Here is a 17,344-nt window from a genome sequence, read left to right as displayed (position 1 = left end):
AAAAAAAATACCTTTGTTACATAAACTTTAAAATTATCATATTATGTATACTATACAGACCAACGCTTCCGGCACACGCAGCATGGAAATTTCTGAGAAACATCTGGAAACCATTGAAAAATATTCACTCTTCCAACAACTTATTGACAGCAACGGAATTGTGGATGAAACTGTGCTCGACAAACTGAAACTGAACATTCGTTCGCTTATTGCATCCATGGAAGAAAACAGCAAGGATTTGCTCGACCTGTGCATTGATGTAATTTATCACAATAACATGAAAGCGTTCGGCTTACACCAGCTCATCCTTCTTTATCTCAAATGGGACCGAGAAAAAGAAGAGAAAGTCGAACAAGAAGAAACTGAAGAAAACCACAATTAAAGAAACGCCTTGAAAGAATACAAGCTGACAGACTGGTTGCCTACCACCAAAAAAGAGGCCGAACTGAGAGGATGGAACGAACTTGACGTCATCATTTTCAGTGGAGATGCGTATGTAGATCACCCTTCTTTCGGTGCTGCCGTCATCGGACGGATGCTCGAAGCCAAAGGACTGAAAGTTGCCATCATCCCCCAGCCCAACTGGCGCGATGACCTGCGTGACTTCAAGAAACTGGGAAGACCAAGACTGTTCTTTGGCGTATCTGCCGGATGCATGGACAGCATGGTCAACAAGTATACCGCTAACCGACGGCTGAGAAGTGAAGATGCTTATACACCCGACGGACGCCATGACATGCGTCCGGAGTATCCCAGCATTGTCTATACGCAGATTCTGAAAAAGCTGTATCCCGACGTACCGGTCGTTTTAGGCGGCATTGAAGCTTCTCTCCGGCGCCTGACACACTATGATTATTGGGAAGAAAAATTACGTCCTTCCATCTTAGTAGAATCAGGAGCCGACCTGCTTATTTACGGAATGGGAGAAAAGCCCATTACGGAACTGAGCGAACGGTTGCTTGATGTGGAGGGAGAAATTCACACAGGAGACTTACCACACGACATTCCACAAACAGCCTACCTGATTCCACAGAAAGAGGCAGCTGCTTTGCCGGAAAATCAGAACGGACAAGGTGACCTGACGCTCTATTCGCATGAAGAATGTTTGAAGGATAAGAAAAAACAGGCACAAAACTTCCGGCACATCGAAGAAGAATCCAACCGCTATGCAGCAGCCCGTATCCTTCAGCAGGTAGGAAAGCAGACAGTAGTCACCAATCCGCCCTATCCTCCCATGACGCAAGGAGAACTGGACATGTCGTTCGACCTGCCTTATACCCGCCTTCCGCATCCTAAATACAAGAACAAGCGGATTCCGGCCTATGAAATGATTAAGTTCTCTGTCAACATCCACCGGGGATGCTTTGGCGGATGTGCTTTCTGTACCATCTCGGCTCATCAGGGAAAATTCATTGTCAGCCGAAGCAAGGATAGTATTCTCAAGGAAGTGAAAGTCATCGCTGAAATGCCCGACTTCAAAGGGTATCTGAGTGATTTGGGAGGACCTTCGGCCAACATGTACCAGATGGGAGGAAAAGATACGGCCCTTTGCCGCCGCTGTAAACGTCCGTCGTGCATCCACCCGAAAGTTTGCCCAAACCTGAATACCGACCACCAGCCGTTGCTGGATATATATCACGCAGTAGACAGTTTGCCGGGTATCAAGAAAAGCTTTATCGGCAGTGGAGTGCGCTACGACCTGCTTCTGCATCAGAGCAAAGATGCAAAGACCAACCAGAGTACCAAGGAATACACCCGTGAGCTGATTACACGCCATGTAAGCGGCCGACTGAAAGTGGCCCCGGAACATACCAGCGACAAAGTGCTTTACCTGATGCGCAAGCCACCGTTCGAACAGTTCTATGAGTTCAAGCGTATTTTCGACAAAATCAATAAGGAAGCAGGACTGAGGCAACAGATTATCCCCTACTTCATCAGCAGTCACCCTGGCTGCACGGAAGAAGACATGGCTGAACTGGCGGTCATCACCAAGAAACTGGATTTCCATCTGGAACAGGTACAGGACTTTACGCCTACCCCCATGACCGTCTCCACGGAAGCATGGTACACAGGCGTACATCCCTACACACTGGAACCGGTATTCTCGGCCAAGACTCCTCGGGAGAAACTGGCCCAACGTATGTTCTTTTTCTGGTATAAACCCGAGGAACGGAAGGCCATAATCAACGAATTGAGAAGAATAGGCCGAAGCGACCTTATCAACAAACTATACGGGAAATCATGATTTCCCACCGTAAGATTCGTCCGTGTCAAGCATGACGCGGACGAATCTTACGTACTACCGCCGACAAACTTTTCTGAATGGTCCGGGTCAGCACAATCAAGGTAACGGCCACCAAGATAAGGAATATACCCCATCCTTCCTGCATCGTAAAATCTTCACCAAAAACCAAGGCACCAATACACACTGCCGTCACTGGTTCCATGGCCCCCAATACCGCAGTCATTGTCCCCCCGATATTCTGTACGGCCAAGACCAAAGTTATATTGGAAATTACAGTAGGTACCACTGCCAGCAACAACAGATTTCCAATTGAGACTGCATCCGGCACCGGCTGTATACCCTGATTGGTCAACGCCTTTATGGCAAACAGCACCGTACTTACGATAAATACGTAAAAAGCCAATTTCCGCCCGCTCATATCACGCAATCTTGATTTATTGACTGCTACAATGTAACCTGCATAACATACAGCTGAAAGCAAAACAATAATTACTCCCATTGCATCGGCCGATAACTCATCTCCCTTCAGCGAAAGTTCCGATACTCCATATATTGCCAGCAAAATAGCTGCCCACGTTACCCAGGAGGCTTTCTCACGGAACAAAACCAACATTAGCAAAGTCACAAACACGGGATACGTAAAATGAAGTGTCGTGGCCACCCCGGCTCCCATAAACCCATATCCCCAGAACAAGAACATGGCCGAACCCGTGTACAGCAGTCCCAACAAAAGAAACATCGGAATATCACGGCTCTCTATGTGAAATGACTCCTTTTTCAGTTTCATCATGCCCCCCAATGCAAAGGTGGCAAAGAGAAAACGATAAAAAAGAATAGAATCAAATACCATCCCTTTCTGCATCAGAGGCAGCGTAAACAAGGGTATCAAACCAAACGTCACAGAAGTGGCAATCCCATAGAAAAAACCTTTCAACCCATTCATATTTTCAGATTTTACGATGAAGTGCCGCAAAGGTACACAATTTGACTGACATTCCATGCAAAAAGAAAGAGGCGGCAGATACCTCTTATCGGGTTTCTGTCGCCTCCTCCATATAAAATCACCAGAACTTTTACCGTTCTCCTATCGGCTTGTAATCCACTTCCTCCAACACGTTCTTGTATGCCGGACGGATAATACGACGGCCTTCGAAATTCAGTTCCTCAATACGGTGTGCCGTCCATCCCACAATACGGGCCATGGCAAACAGCGGTGTATAGATTTCATGCGGCAAACCCATCAGTTCGTAGATAAAGCCTGAATAAAAATCCACATTCGAGCAAACCTGTTTCTTGGTTCCCTTCACTTTCTTGAAACATTCAATGGCACGTTGTTCCAGCAGTTCAAGGAAGGCAAATTCCTTCTCACATCCCTTTTCAGCCACCAGTTCACCAGCCAGTTCTTTCAGCAATACGGCACGCGGATCGGAAATAGTGTACACTGCATGACCGATACCGTAAATCAGTCCACTGCCATCGTACGCTTCCTTATTTAGCATACGAATCAGATACGTATCGATTTCGTCCACATTCGTCCAATCAGAAATCACCTCTTTCAGGTGATGGAACATCTTGACCACCTGAATGTTGGCACCACCATGCAAAGGACCTTTCAACGAACCGATTCCGGCCGCAATACTGGAATACGTATCCGTACGGGTAGAACTGGTGACACGTACCGTAAACGTAGAGTTGTTACCACCTCCATGCTCTGCCTGAAGTACCAGCAGCAAGTCGAGCATACGCGCTTCCAACGGAGTGTATTCTTTCTTAATCATGTAAAGGAAGTTTTCGGCCAGCGACAAGTTTTCGTGCGGATGACGGATATGCAAAGAACGCCCGTGCGTACTGTGACGGTATATGTTATAGGCATACGCAATAATGGTCGGGAACTTTGAAATCAGTTCGATAGACTGGCGCATAAGATTGTCGCGTGAAATATCATCCGGATTCGGATCGAAAGTATACATTTCAAGCACGCTACGTGCCAGAATGTTCATGATGTTTTGTCCCTCCAAATCGATAATATTCATCGTAGTCTTCTTGTCCAGCGGCATGTTGTCATTGATGAGTTCCTTGAATGAGGCCAGCTGTTCGCTGTCCGGAAGTTCACCCGACAACAACAGGTAAGCCACTTCCTCAAAGCCAAAGCGTTTCTCGCGCAGCAAGGCATGGGCAATGTCATCCAAATCGTATCCGCGATAGAACAGCTTACCCGGAATAGCCTTCAATCCCTGGTCAGTACGTTCATAGCCCACCACATTACCAATCTTTGTCAATCCCACAAGCACACCCGTCCCATCTTCGTTACGCAAACCTCGCTTTACATTATATTTCGTGAACAATTCATTGTCGATGCGGCATGCCTGCTTGGCACACTCTGAAAGCTTGTAAACTATATATTCTTTCTTCATAAACTTCTCTTTTTATCCATTAAAAACACTCCGACAGGAAAATCCTCCGACTATTACAGCAAAGAAATGATTTCCTGTCCAAATTCATTCGTGCCCAACGCGTGGCCATTCGGCATGAAACGCGCCAAATCATGAGTGGCCTCCCCTTTCGAGAAAGCTTTCTCCAAGGCATTCACAATCAATTGGGCAGCTTCTTTCCAGCCCATGTACTCCAGCATCATGACAGAAGAGAGCAGCAAGGAACACGGATTCACCACATTCTTTCCGGCAATGTTCGGTGCCGTGCCGTGAGTAGCTTCAAAGATGGCATGCCCGCTCTTGTAGTTGATGTTTGCCCCCGGCGCAATACCAATACCACCCACCATGGCTGCCAGCTGGTCGGACACATAATCGCCGTTCAGATTCAGCGTCGCAATGACCGAATATTCTTCCGGAATGAGCAGGGTATTTTGTAGAAAAGCATCCGCAATACAATCCTTCACCACCACTTTTCCATCGTTGATGGCTTTGGCTACGGCAGCCTTGGCAGACTCTTCACCCAGCTCTTTCTTCAAACGGTCATATTCGTTCATGGTGAAAGTCTGGTCCTTGAATTCGGTTTCAGCTACTTCGTATCCCCAGCGCTTGAAACCTCCTTCTGTAAATTTCATGATATTTCCCTTGTGTACCAGTGTCACCGAGGGCAAACCGTGTTGCAACGCGTATTCTATGGCCGCACGTACCAGCCGCCGGGTACCTTCCTTCGATACAGGCTTCACGCCAAATGAAGAGGTTTCCGGGAAGCGCACCTTGGTCACCCCCATCTCATCACGAAGGAAGGCATAGAACTTCTGTGCTTCCGGTGTACCTTGTTCCCACTCAATACCTGCATAAATATCTTCCGTATTTTCGCGGAAAATGTGCATGTTCACCTTGTGCGGTTCTTTCACCGGAGAAACCACTCCTTTGAACCAACGTACCGGACGCAGGCAAACATACAAATCGAGTGTCTGACGCAAAGCCACGTTCAGGGAACGGATACCACCGCCCACCGGAGTGGTCAACGGACCTTTGATACCTACCAGATACTCCTTGAAAGCTTCCAGCGTAGCCTCCGGCAACCACTCGCCGGTCTGCTCAAAAGCCTTTCCGCCGGCCAGTACCTCTTTCCATTCAATGCGGCGCTTGCCCACGTAGGCCAATTCTACCGCTGTATTGACAATTTTCTGACAAACCGGAGTAATTTCTGCTCCGACTCCATCCCCTTCGATAAAAGGAATCACTACGTAATCGGGAACCACCAGTTTCCCGTCTTGCATATACATTTTGTTGCTCATGTTTCTCATTTTTTAAAGGTGTTCAAGGCTGAACCGGCCTTAAACCAGTTAATTTGCATTTCATTATAAGTATGAAGTACTTCGAAAGTTTCTGTCGTGCCGTCTTCGTGCGTCAATACGGCATGCAACGGTTTACCCGGAGCAAAGCGTTGCAATCCCAAGATGGAAATCCGGTCGTGTTCACGCACCTTATCATAATCGTTCTTATCGGCAAAGGTCAGTGCCAGCATCCCCTGTTTCTTCAGGTTTGTTTCGTGAATACGGGCAAAGCTCTTGGCCAAAATTACCCGCACATTCAAGAAGCGCGGTTCCATGGCCGCATGTTCACGGCTAGAACCCTCTCCATAATTTTCTTCTGCCACTACAATAGAGCCCATGCCCTTTGCCTTGTACTGCTTGGCCACTGCCGAAACGGCTTCATACTCGCCAGTCAGCTGATTCCATACGCAGTTAGTCTTACCATTGAATGCATTGACAGCCCCCATCAACATGTTATCGGAAATATTCTCCAGATGTCCGCGGAAACGCAACCACGGTCCGGCCATAGAGATGTGGTCGGTTGTACATTTTCCCTGCGTCTTTATCAGTAGCGGAAGTTCCATGAAGTCTTCTCCATTCCATGCCGCAAACGGTTCCAGTTTCTGCAAACGCTGTGAGTCCGGCTGAATGGTCACTTCCACCTGTCCTCCGTCGGCCGAAGGAGCCACGTAGCCATTGTCATCTACCGTAAATCCTTTCAGCGGCAATGTTTCCCCTGTCGGCGGATCAAGTCTGACCTCTTCTCCCTTCTCATTCTTCAAGGTATCCGTCAGCGGATTAAAGCACAAGTCACCCGCAATGGCAAACGCCACAGCCATTTCCGGCGAAGCGATGAACGCATGCGTGTTCGGATTGCCGTCGGCACGCTTGGCAAAGTTACGGTTGAACGAAGTCACGATAGAATTGGCCCGAAGCGGATTGTCGGTCACACGCTTCCACTGCCCGATGCAAGGACCGCAGGCATTGGTCATCACCACACCGCCGATGCTCTTCAAATCCTCAATCATACCGTCACGCTGGGCCGTACAGTACACCTGCTCCGAACCCGGATTGATAATCAATGAAGCCTGCATCTTCAGACCTTTTGCCTTTACCTGACGAGCTACTGAAGCCGCACGGCTCAAGTCCTGATAAGACGAGTTGGTACAAGAACCTATCAACCCCACTTCCATTTTCTGGGGAAATCCTTCCTTCTTCACACGGTCAGCAAACTCCGATACCGGGCAAGCCGCATCGGGCGTAAACGGTCCGTTCACATACGGTTCCAGTGCAGAAAGGTCTATTTCAATCAAACGGTCGTAATATTTTTCCGGCTGCTGTGCTACTTCCGCATCCGCCCGCAGGTCAGCCGCATGAGCCTCAGCCAGTGCGGCAATTTCTTCACGTCCGGTAGCGCAAAGGTAGCGCTTCATTTCCTCATCATAGGGGAAAACAGAAGTCGTAGCTCCTACCTCGGCCCCCATGTTACAAATAGTAGCCTTTCCGGTAGCAGACAGAGAGCGAGTTCCCTCCCCGAAATATTCAATAATGGCATTCGTTCCTCCCTTCACGGTGAGAATACCTGCCAGTTTCAAAATCACGTCTTTCGGTGAAGCCCATCCGTTCAGCGCACCAGTCAGCTTCACACCAATCAGTTTCGGCATCTTCAGTTCCCATTCCATGCCCGTCATCACATCCACCGCATCGGCACCACCCACACCAATGGCAATCATGCCCAATCCACCGGCATTCGGTGTATGTGAGTCGGTTCCTACCATCATTCCACCCGGAAACGCATAGTTCTCGAGCACCACCTGATGAATGATGCCAGCTCCCGGTTTCCAGAACCCGATACCGTATTTCGAAGCCACACTCCTCAGGAAATCATATACCTCTTTATTAGTAGTGCAAGCAGAAGGCAAATCCTCTTCGACTCCTTTATATGCTTGAATCAAATGGTCGCAATGTACGGTAGCAGGAACAGCTGAAACAGATTTCCCCGCATTCATGAACTGCAACAACGCCATCTGAGCCGTAGCATCCTGCATGGCCACACGGTCTGGGCGGAAATTGACATATTCTTCTCCCCGACGAAAAGCCGCCACCGTGTTTTCGTCGTATAAATGTGCATACAATATTTTTTCAGCCAAAGTCATGGCACGCCCCAGTTTCTTACGGGCCTTTTCTACTTTTTCTGCATACGACGCATAGAACGTCTTCTGCATTTCCATGTCGTAAATCATCTGAACAATCTTTTATAACTTCGTACGCAAATATATTGAAAATATCTCACAATATCACACTTATATCAAATAAAAAACAACAATCTGCCACAAAACCTCATTCCTTTATAACAGAGGGCTGGTTTTTACCGCATTCCGGAAAACTTTTTGACACGTCATTATCCTTAAATTGAAAATTACCTGCATATTCTTGCTATTTTCCTTGTTCGTTTTCTACGTTTCCTACTGCAAACCCTATGTTTCCCGTCGCAAAAACGTAGGGTTCCCGAACGGAAAACATACGGTTCCGCGACGGGAAACATAAAAAACCTTGAAAAGTTTCCGAATAAACTTACCGAATTTAGAAAAAAGCAGAGCCATCACATAAAAGCCAAATTATCCGCCTTTTCTGCCAGTAGAATCTCCCGCATTTTATTCGTTTTCTTCGGGATTTTTTGTAAGTTTGAAGAAACTCTTATTTAACTATATATTATGGGAACATATCTATTCTGGCTGATTCCGGCAGCATCGCTGCTGGCATTGGCACTTGCCGGATATTTCTACCGGCAAATGAAGCAGGAAAGCGAAGGTACACCTACCATGGCACGTATTGCATCGTATGTCCGGAAAGGAGCCATGTCTTACCTGAAACAACAATATAAAATAGTTACCCTTGTATTTATCGGAATGGCTGCCTTATTTGCCATCATGGCCTATGGGTTCAACTTACAAAACCATTGGGTACCCGTAGCCTTCCTCACTGGAGGTTTCTTCTCCGGTCTGTCGGGTTATTTAGGCATGAAAACCGCTACGTATGCTTCCGCACGTACGGCAAATGCCGCACGCAACTCACTGAACAAAGGATTGAAGGTAGCATTTCGTAGTGGAGCGGTTATGGGACTTGTGGTCGTAGGACTGGGATTGTTCGACATCTCCTTCTGGTACCTGCTATTGGATTTCTGCATTCCGGAAGATGCACTGAATCCCACTGCCAAGTTATGTGTCATCACCACCACGATGCTGACTTTCGGAATGGGCGCCTCCACCCAAGCTTTGTTTGCCCGTGTAGGAGGTGGGATTTATACAAAGGCCGCCGATGTGGGAGCTGACCTGGTAGGGAAAGTAGAAGCAGGTATTCCGGAAGACGACCCGCGCAACCCGGCCACTATCGCCGACAATGTAGGCGACAACGTGGGAGACGTGGCCGGAATGGGAGCCGACCTATACGAATCCTACTGTGGTTCTATTTTAGCTACCGCAGCCTTGGGAGCAGCCGCCTACATCGGTACTGGAGATACCTCTATGCAGTTTAAGGCAGTCATCGCTCCGATGCTGATTGCAGCCGTAGGTATCATCTTGTCCATCATCGGTATTTTTGCCGTACGTACCAAGGAAAACGCAGGCATGAGAGAATTGCTCAGGGCTTTATCTACAGGTACGAACCTCAGTGCGGGACTGATTGTTCTTGCCACCTTCAGCATTCTGTGGCTGCTACAGATTGACAACTGGCTGTATATCTCACTGGCTGTCATCATCGGACTGATTGTGGGAATTGTCATCGGACAGTCTACTGAATTCTATACTTCTCAATCTTACAAACCCACGCAAAAACTGGCAGAAAGCGGAAAAACAGGTCCGGCTACTGTTATCATTTCAGGCATCGGACTGGGAATGGTATCTACTACGATTCCAGTCATCGCAGTAGTGGCCGGTATCATCCTTTCCTACTGGCTGGCTTCAGGATTCGATTTTACCAACATCAGCATGGGGCTCTATGGTATCGGTATTGCTGCCGTGGGTATGTTGTCCACACTGGGCATCACACTGGCTACGGACGCCTACGGACCGATTGCCGACAATGCAGGCGGTAATGCCGAAATGAGTGGCCTGGGAGCGGAAGTTCGCAAACGCACGGATGCACTAGACTCATTGGGCAACACCACAGCAGCTACAGGAAAAGGGTTTGCCATCGGTTCTGCCGCTCTGACCGGACTGGCGCTCTTGGCATCTTACATTGAAGAAATACGTATCGGACTGGAACGTATCGGCACTACCGTACTGGAACTTCCCAACGGACTGGAGGTGATGATTCAGGAAGCCGGATTCACGGACTTCATGATGTTCTACGATGTCACACTGATGAATCCGAAGGTGATTTCGGGGATGTTTATCGGTAGCATGATGGCCTTCCTGTTCTGCGGACTAACCATGAATGCGGTAGGAAGAGCCGCTGCTCACATGGTGGAAGAAGTACGCCGGCAGTTCCGTGAAATCAAAGGGATTCTGGAAGGTAAGACTGAACCAGACTACGCACGTTGCGTACAGATATCTACATTCGGAGCACAAAAAGAAATGGTATTTCCTTCTCTGTTGGCCATCATCGCCCCCATTGTGACAGGTCTGCTGTTCGGTGTGCCAGGTGTCATCGGACTGTTGATAGGAGGACTTTCTTCTGGTTTCATTCTGGCTATTTTTATGGCCAACTCCGGAGGTGCATGGGACAATGCAAAGAAATACGTGGAAGAAGGAAACTTTGGCGGAAAAGGTAGCGAAGTACACCGGGCGACCGTGGTAGGCGATACGGTAGGCGACCCGTTCAAAGACACCTCCGGTCCCAGCCTGAACATCCTGATAAAACTGATGAGCATGGTAGCCATCGTCATGGCCGGACTCACCGTTTCATGGAGTTTGTTCTAACATAAAAAATTCCCCCGCCAACCTAAACCGTGACGGGGGAATTTACATATAGAGTTTACAATTCATCTTTTGCCAGCACATGACAATTATGTGCCTCAAGCACTTTCAGACACTGTGACATGTCATTCGGCTTGATAACCACATGAGCCTGATCGGCTTGTGCAAAGGCATACATATACTCAATGAAAATCTGCTCCTCAGCCAGGTATTCCAATACCACTGCCAACGAACCGGGCACATTGGCACATGAAAGACAAACCACATCGGTCGACATCACGGCAAAGTTCTTTTCACGTAATACTTCCACTGCTTTGTCCACATCAGAAACAATCAGTCGCAGAATACCAAAATCGGTTGTTTCAGCCATACTAAAGGCATGCATATTGATGCCATTTGCTCCCAAAGTATGCACTACATCGTTGATTCTTCCGGTCTTATTTTCCAAAAAAACGGATAATTGTTTGATTATCATATATTCACTTCCTTTAATTACACCAATACTCGATTATCAATCACGCGTTTAGACTTGCCTTGGCTACGGGCAATGCTATTCGGTTCCACCAGTTTGACTTCTGCACTGATTGAGAGCACACTCTTCAAACGGTCGGAGAGTGTTTTCTTCAGCTTCAGCATGGAACCGATATCATCGCTGAAGAAGTCACGACGCACTTCTACCTGCACTTCCAGTGTATCCAGGTTGTTCTTGCGGTCTACCACCAGCATATATTGCGGTTCAAATTCCTTCATGCCCAAGATGACACTTTCTACCTGCGACGGGAAGACATTGATACCACGGATAATCAGCATATCATCGCTTCGGCCCATAATCGGCGTCATGCGTACACTGGTACGGCCACACGGACACGCATCGGCAATCAGCGAAGTCAGGTCTTTCGTGCGGTAGCGCAACAACGGCATACCTTCTTTGGTCAATGTGGTAAATACCAGTTCTCCCTGCGTACCGTACGGAAGAGTCTCAAGCGTAACCGGATCGATAATTTCCGGATAGAAATGGTCTTCGTTGATGTGCGAACCATACTGCTCCTGACACTCGTAAGATACACCCGGGCCCATAATCTCACTTAATCCATAAATATTGTATCCTTTCAAGCCCAAACGGTTCTGTATTTCCTGACGCATGTTTTCCGTCCAAGGTTCTGCTCCAAACGCACCGATGCGCAGTCCTAATTCCTCTTTCCGGATACCCATCTTTTCTACCACCTCTGCCAGATACAAGGCATACGAAGGGGTACAGGCAATACCTGTAATGTGCAAATCACGAATCAAACGTACATGCTTTTCCGTATTTCCTGTAGAAGCCGGAATAACAGTTGCTCCCAAGTTCTCTACTCCATAATGTGCGCCCAATCCTCCGGTAAACAATCCATAGCCATAACTTACGGAGAAAGTATCGTCACGGGTCACTCCGTATGCCGACAGACAGCGTGACATCACTTCCGACCAGATGGACAAGTCGCGACGTGTATAGCCCACAATCGTAGGATTACCCGTCGTACCGGAAGAAGCATGCACACGCACCACCTCTGAAGAAGGAGCTGCCATCAGTCCGTAAGGATAATTGTCACGTAAATCTTGTTTGGTAGTGAAAGGCAATTTAGTAATATCGTCTATACTCCGTATATCATCAGGAGTCAGGTCCATTTCCTGCATTTTATGACGATAGAAAGGTACATTATGGTATACATACTGCACCAGTTTGCATAAGCGCTTTCCCTGCAGCTCGCGCATCTGTTCACGCGGCATACATTCTTTGTTCGGATTCCAAATCATAAGCTGTGTTTTTCTTTATTTCAGTAGTAGTTTTGTGATTTCTTATTTCAGCGGATGGTCTGCCTGGAACGCTTTCATACGTTCCTCCAGTACCGGATAAAGTTCTTCACGCATGCGCGAAGTGCAGGCTCTTACTCCTTGCTGTTCGCTTCCGGTAGTAGACAAGGATATACTGCTCACTCCATACATCATCAGTTCCCGCAGCAATTCACCTCCTGTCATTCCTGGGTATCCTAAAGTAAAAAAGAAGCCATCGCCCACCTGCTGAGTGACATCCTTATCATAAACGATAGAGAAACCGTGGTCGGTGAAAATCTGCTTCATCCGGCATGCCCGACGTTCATACTCGCGTACATCCTCCACAAAGTTGATTTCTCCTGAAATGGATTTTTCCAACATTTCGGCCATGGCATACTGGGTAGTAGCCGTACAACCGGAGGTAATCATGTACATGATAGAGGCGATAAAAGTCGGTCCGAATACACCCGAATCTTCATAACGGGCCGCCAGAACCGGGTACTGCGTATCAAATAATTTATCGGACACACAGGCTAAGGCTATACGCTGGCCGGCATAGCTGAAAATCTTGGATGCCGACAACATCAGAATATAATTATCCGTATAACGTGCGACCGTAGGTACAAAAGGCGGCTGGTAAGGACGGCCAAACGCATGGCGGAAGTCCATACAGAAATAAGCCTGGTCTTCTAGCACGACCACATCGTATTGCGTAGCCAGCTCTCCGATAATCTTCAATTCACTTTCTTCCAGACAAATCCATGCCGGATTATTAGGGTTAGAATATACCACAGCGGCAATATCTCCTTTTGACAGGAAACTTTCCAACTTGGCACGCAGCGGTTCACCACGGAAATCATGAATGTCAAACAACTCCCACTCAATGCCTAAAATACGCAACTGGGATTTTTGTATCGGGAAACCCGGATCAATGAACAAGACTTTGTTCTTTCCCGGGATTCGCTGAGTACAAGCAATAAAGGCACCAAATGAAGCTGCCACAGAACCAGTGGTGGGCAAACATGCTCGCGGAGAAATATCAATATCAATAAACGCTTTCACGAAACGAGACGCTGCCTGTTTCAGTTCTGCCACTCCGGCAGCCGCCGGATATTGCGAACCAACTCCTCTATCGAGGGCTCTTTTCTCTGCCTCAATACCTATCTTATTGGCCGGAAGACCGGGAGAGCCCTGGTCCATCCGGATAAAAGGAATACCCGTCAGTTCTTCCAGACGAGAAGCTACCAGCAACACATCCCCTATGGTTGCATTGGCCAAATCGGCCACTTTCATTTCTTTCGCTACGGAATTTACCAGCTCTTCACTAAACACGCGACTCATAGGCTCTCAGAATTTCAACTGTTTTACATATTCATGACCTATATCGAAGGCACGATAGTTCATCTGTACCACTTCTTCCCCTTTTGAGGCAAAAATACGACCCACACTTTCGCGCAGAACTTCTGCATCCAGAATTTTCAGGAAAGGAGCTGCGGCCCCTAACAGAATAACATTGGCCGACTTAGGCATGTGGTTTTCTTTCGCCAGATTTTCCACATCCAGTACGACCACATGAGGCTGTGACTCCAATTCCTGCATCAGTTTTTCCTCGTCCGGATAATTCGGAATATTTTTGAAAGGAGCAGCCGAAGTAATAATCCATCCGTCTTTCGACAGATACGGCAGGTAGCGCAAAGCTTCCATTGGTTCCAGCGAGATAATCATATCTGCCGTTCCCAACGCTATCAGGTCAGAAGCAATCGGGGCATCCGACAAACGAAGGTTAGACTGCACATCTCCCCCGCGCTGGCTCATTCCGTGTACTTCGGCTTGCTTCAAGTTCAACCCTAAATGGAGGGCTGCTTCTCCGATAATCGTGGCTATAGACAAGATTCCCTGTCCGCCAACTCCTGAAAGTATTATATCTGTTTTCATTGTTTCTGTGCTTTTTGCTGTTTCAGTTTCCGGTTCAAAGTCTGCATACATTCCCGACGCGGAATGATGACGGATACACCGTTGTATTCTATTTCCTCACGAATGACACGGGTTATTTCTTCCATGTTCTTAGGAAGCGGTACGACTACACGCACATGTTCCGGTTCTACTCCCAAACCCAGACAGATGGCTTCAAACTTATTGGTTCCGGCTGAATCCTGTCCACCTGTCATGGCAGTAGTCAAGTTGTCGGAAATAACCACCGTAATATTGGAGTTATCATTCACGGCATCCAGCAAACCCGTCATTCCAGAATGAGTGAATGTAGAGTCTCCAATCACTGCAATGGACGGGAACAAGCCCGCATCCGCAGCACCTTTAGCCATGGTGATAGAAGCTCCCATATCCACGCAACTGCTTAACGTACGGAACGGAGGAAGTGCACCCAATGTATAGCAACCGATGTCACCGAAAATCTTGGCATCCGGATATTCGGCAGCGACTTTATTCAGGGCATCATACACGTCACGGTGTCCGCATCCCTTGCACAGGGCGGGAGGACGAGGAACTACATTTTGAGCGGCAGCATAGATCTGTTCGCAAGAAAGTCCCAGAACCTGACGTACATTGTCCGGGGTCAGTTCTCCCGTACGAGGCAACTCACCGCTTAAACGACCTTTCACTACATATTTAGAAGGAAGAATGCCTTTCAACTGTTCCTCTACAAAAGGCTGTCCGTCTTCTACTACCAGAATCTCTTTGCAAGAGTCTGCCAGACGGGTCAAGGTTTCTACCGGTAAAGGATACTGTGAAATCTTCAACAAAGGATACGGACATCCATCCGGATAGGTTTCCATCACGTAGTTGTACCCTATTCCACAAGCCACGATTCCTTTCTCAGCCATTCCTTCCTGACCTGCCAACCGATTAAATGCAGACTGTTCAGCCTCATCACGCAGCTTGTCCTGAGTAGCAATGGCTTCCACGTAACGGCGGCGGGCATTACCAGGCAATAGAACCCAGTCAGAAGGCACCGACGGACGCCCTGTGCAAGTCACTCCTTTTCCTGAGTCCTGCACTTCGACCGCCGCACGGGAATGTGCCATGCGGGTAGTAATACGCATCAGTACCGGTGTACGCATTTGTTCCGAGAGGTCGTATGCATACGACATCATGTCATAAGCTTCTTGCTGAGAAGACGGTTCCAGCATCGGAATCAAAGCAAACTTCCCATAAAAACGGGAATCCTGCTCATTCTGAGAAGAGTGCATGGACGGGTCATCAGCAGCCAGTACCACTACCCCTCCGTTCACGCCTGTAATGGCCGAATTGACAAACGCATCGGCACAGACGTTCATTCCCACGTGTTTCATGCAGACCAAGGCACGTTTCCCTACATAAGAAACACCCAAGGCAGCTTCCATAGCTGTTTTTTCATTGGTGCACCAGCTGCTGTGCAAACCACGTTCTTTTGCTATCGGAGAGTTTTGAATATATTCCGTAATTTCAGTAGAGGGAGTTCCCGGATAAGCATACACTCCCGAAATTCCCGCGTGAATGGCTCCCAGCGCAATGGCCTGGTCGCCCAACAATAAGCGTTTATTTTTCATATAATATAGAAATTAATTCAGTGTAAAAGAGTCGGCATCGTTCAATACCGGGAATTTTTTCCGGAACGACTGCAATTCCTCCGTATCAATCATGACTTCTGCAAAGCCTTCTTCCTCATCCGCACAGGCAGAAAGTGTTTTGCCATACGGGTCGATGCCCGCCGTTCCACCGCTATATTCGCAATAAGGATCTTTTCCTACCCGGTTTACCCCCAGCACATAGCACTGGTTTTCAATGGCACGGGCACGCAGCAAAGCTTTCCAGGCTTCCACTCTGGGCGAAGGCCAGCTGGCTACATAAATCGCCGCATCATAATCGCCCCGGTTACGTGACCATACCGGGAAACGCAGGTCATAGCAGACCTCCAGCAGGAAACGAACGCCACGGAAGTTCACAACCACCCGTTCCTGTCCGGCCGTATAATGCTTGTCTTCCCCTCCATACGTAAACAGATGCTTTTTATTGTACCACTGCACGTTTCCGTCAGGATGCACAAAGTAGAAGCGGTTATAGAACTTTCCATTTTCCTCGACTGAAACACTTCCGGCAATGGCACAATTACGTTCGGCAGATTTTTGCTTCATCCACTGAAGGGTAGCACTATCAGATGATTCGGCAATACCTTCCGGCGAAGTACAAAATCCGGTGGAAAACATTTCCGGAAGAACAAACAAGTCTGTATCTTGTGCGTGGGCACTGATGAGTTTATCCATGTAAGCCACATTGGTTGCAGGATCGGCCCAACAAATATCTGTCTGTAGTAAAATAACTTTCATGCTTTTCATTCATTAGAAACACCCAAAGGTAACAAATTAATCATAGAAACCAAAAATTAGCATCAAAATACTTCAAAGGCATACGTATTTGTATATTTTTGCAAACGCTTATACAAAAATACCTCGACACGTTGCTGTCAAGGTCTCGACTCGAACGTGACGAGACATCCGCACGAACGTGTCAAGACCTCGTCACGTACGTGTCGAGGTAAAAACGTCAAGAACATGATGATAAAACCCCAGCCTGCTGTCTGTTTTTCATGAAAGAGTCGTGGCTTTTTATCCTAAAAGAACCTTATAA

General features: G+C 47.7%; 13 protein-coding genes. 3 read left to right on the top strand and 10 right to left on the bottom strand.

Translation table 11 applies throughout. From position 1 onward, the window contains the following. Positions 1-43: 43 nt before the first annotated feature. A complete protein-coding gene (locus tag ACMJ0U_RS06945; RefSeq protein WP_417129133.1) occupies positions 44-382 on the top strand; it encodes a hypothetical protein in 339 nt (112 codons plus the stop codon). A 9-nt stretch (positions 383-391) separates the two neighbouring features. After that, positions 392-2,245, top strand: a complete 1,854-nt coding sequence (locus ACMJ0U_RS06940; protein ID WP_417129131.1) for a YgiQ family radical SAM protein — start codon at positions 392-394, stop codon at positions 2,243-2,245. Positions 2,246-2,270: 25 nt separating this feature from the next. Here the strand turns inward: ACMJ0U_RS06940 and ACMJ0U_RS06935 are convergent, their stop codons facing one another. The 4 genes from ACMJ0U_RS06935 to ACMJ0U_RS06920 all read right to left on the bottom strand — a co-directional run bounded on the left by ACMJ0U_RS06935 (position 2,271) and on the right by ACMJ0U_RS06920 (position 8,236). Then, entirely contained in the window at positions 2,271-3,188 is a 918-nt protein-coding gene (locus tag ACMJ0U_RS06935; RefSeq protein ID WP_417129129.1) for a DMT family transporter, read from the bottom strand. A gap of 130 nt (positions 3,189-3,318) precedes the next feature. Then, entirely contained in the window at positions 3,319-4,659 is a 1,341-nt protein-coding gene (locus ACMJ0U_RS06930) for a citrate/2-methylcitrate synthase (protein ID WP_417129128.1), read from the bottom strand. 53 nt (positions 4,660-4,712) lie between these two features. Continuing rightward, entirely contained in the window at positions 4,713-5,984 is a 1,272-nt protein-coding gene (gene icd / locus ACMJ0U_RS06925) for an NADP-dependent isocitrate dehydrogenase (protein WP_417129126.1), read from the bottom strand. Next, a complete protein-coding gene (locus ACMJ0U_RS06920) occupies positions 5,981-8,236 on the bottom strand; it encodes an aconitate hydratase (protein ID WP_417129125.1) in 2,256 nt (751 codons plus the stop codon). The genes icd and ACMJ0U_RS06920 overlap by 4 nt, the downstream gene beginning before the upstream one ends. A 471-nt stretch (positions 8,237-8,707) precedes the next feature. Between ACMJ0U_RS06920 and ACMJ0U_RS06915 the strand changes: the two genes are divergently transcribed. Beyond that, entirely contained in the window at positions 8,708-10,912 is a 2,205-nt protein-coding gene (locus ACMJ0U_RS06915; RefSeq protein WP_417129123.1) for a sodium-translocating pyrophosphatase, read from the top strand. Between the two features lie 55 nt (positions 10,913-10,967). Here ACMJ0U_RS06915 and ACMJ0U_RS06910 read toward each other — a convergent pair whose 3' ends face one another. From ACMJ0U_RS06910 to ACMJ0U_RS06885, 6 genes are read right to left on the bottom strand one after another with little or no spacing between them, the layout of a single operon-like run. After that, entirely contained in the window at positions 10,968-11,384 is a 417-nt protein-coding gene (locus ACMJ0U_RS06910; RefSeq protein ID WP_417129122.1) for an amino acid-binding protein, read from the bottom strand. 17 nt (positions 11,385-11,401) lie between these two features. Next, entirely contained in the window at positions 11,402-12,703 is a 1,302-nt protein-coding gene (locus tag ACMJ0U_RS06905; RefSeq protein WP_417129121.1) for a phenylacetate--CoA ligase family protein, read from the bottom strand. A gap of 42 nt (positions 12,704-12,745) precedes the next feature. Next, positions 12,746-14,062 carry an aminotransferase class I/II-fold pyridoxal phosphate-dependent enzyme gene (locus tag ACMJ0U_RS06900; protein ID WP_417129120.1) on the bottom strand — a complete coding sequence of 439 codons (1,317 nt, stop codon included), beginning with the start codon at positions 14,060-14,062 and terminating at the stop codon, positions 12,746-12,748. Positions 14,063-14,068: 6 nt separating this feature from the next. Beyond that, positions 14,069-14,656 carry an indolepyruvate oxidoreductase subunit beta gene (locus ACMJ0U_RS06895; protein ID WP_417129118.1) on the bottom strand — a complete coding sequence of 196 codons (588 nt, stop codon included), beginning with the start codon at positions 14,654-14,656 and terminating at the stop codon, positions 14,069-14,071. Continuing rightward, entirely contained in the window at positions 14,653-16,266 is a 1,614-nt protein-coding gene (locus tag ACMJ0U_RS06890) for a thiamine pyrophosphate-dependent enzyme (protein WP_417129116.1), read from the bottom strand. Before ACMJ0U_RS06890 ends, ACMJ0U_RS06895 begins: the two co-directional genes overlap by 4 nt. A 12-nt stretch (positions 16,267-16,278) precedes the next feature. After that, entirely contained in the window at positions 16,279-17,043 is a 765-nt protein-coding gene (locus ACMJ0U_RS06885) for an amidohydrolase (protein ID WP_417129114.1), read from the bottom strand. Positions 17,044-17,344: the final 301 nt, after the last annotated feature.

This window comes from Phocaeicola sp. (genome assembly GCF_048170425.1).
Taxonomy (GTDB): domain Bacteria; phylum Bacteroidota; class Bacteroidia; order Bacteroidales; family Bacteroidaceae; genus Phocaeicola.
Note: the sequence above shows the minus strand (reverse complement) of the source record. Positions and strands in the feature narration are given on the sequence as shown.

Coding starts and splice junctions, on each gene's coding strand:
- ACMJ0U_RS06945 (WP_417129133.1), top strand. CDS start 44: ATGTATACTATACAGACCAACGCTTCCGGCACACGCAGCATGGAAATT.
- ACMJ0U_RS06935 (WP_417129129.1), bottom strand. CDS start 3,188: ATGAATGGGTTGAAAGGTTTTTTCTATGGGATTGCCACTTCTGTGACG.
- ACMJ0U_RS06930 (WP_417129128.1), bottom strand. CDS start 4,659: ATGAAGAAAGAATATATAGTTTACAAGCTTTCAGAGTGTGCCAAGCAG.
- icd (WP_417129126.1), bottom strand. CDS start 5,984: ATGAGAAACATGAGCAACAAAATGTATATGCAAGACGGGAAACTGGTG.
- ACMJ0U_RS06920 (WP_417129125.1), bottom strand. CDS start 8,236: ATGATTTACGACATGGAAATGCAGAAGACGTTCTATGCGTCGTATGCA.
- ACMJ0U_RS06915 (WP_417129123.1), top strand. CDS start 8,708: ATGGGAACATATCTATTCTGGCTGATTCCGGCAGCATCGCTGCTGGCA.
- ACMJ0U_RS06910 (WP_417129122.1), bottom strand. CDS start 11,384: ATGATAATCAAACAATTATCCGTTTTTTTGGAAAATAAGACCGGAAGA.
- ACMJ0U_RS06905 (WP_417129121.1), bottom strand. CDS start 12,703: ATGATTTGGAATCCGAACAAAGAATGTATGCCGCGTGAACAGATGCGC.
- ACMJ0U_RS06900 (WP_417129120.1), bottom strand. CDS start 14,062: ATGAGTCGCGTGTTTAGTGAAGAGCTGGTAAATTCCGTAGCGAAAGAA.
- ACMJ0U_RS06895 (WP_417129118.1), bottom strand. CDS start 14,656: ATGAAAACAGATATAATACTTTCAGGAGTTGGCGGACAGGGAATCTTG.
- ACMJ0U_RS06890 (WP_417129116.1), bottom strand. CDS start 16,266: ATGAAAAATAAACGCTTATTGTTGGGCGACCAGGCCATTGCGCTGGGA.
- ACMJ0U_RS06885 (WP_417129114.1), bottom strand. CDS start 17,043: ATGAAAGTTATTTTACTACAGACAGATATTTGTTGGGCCGATCCTGCA.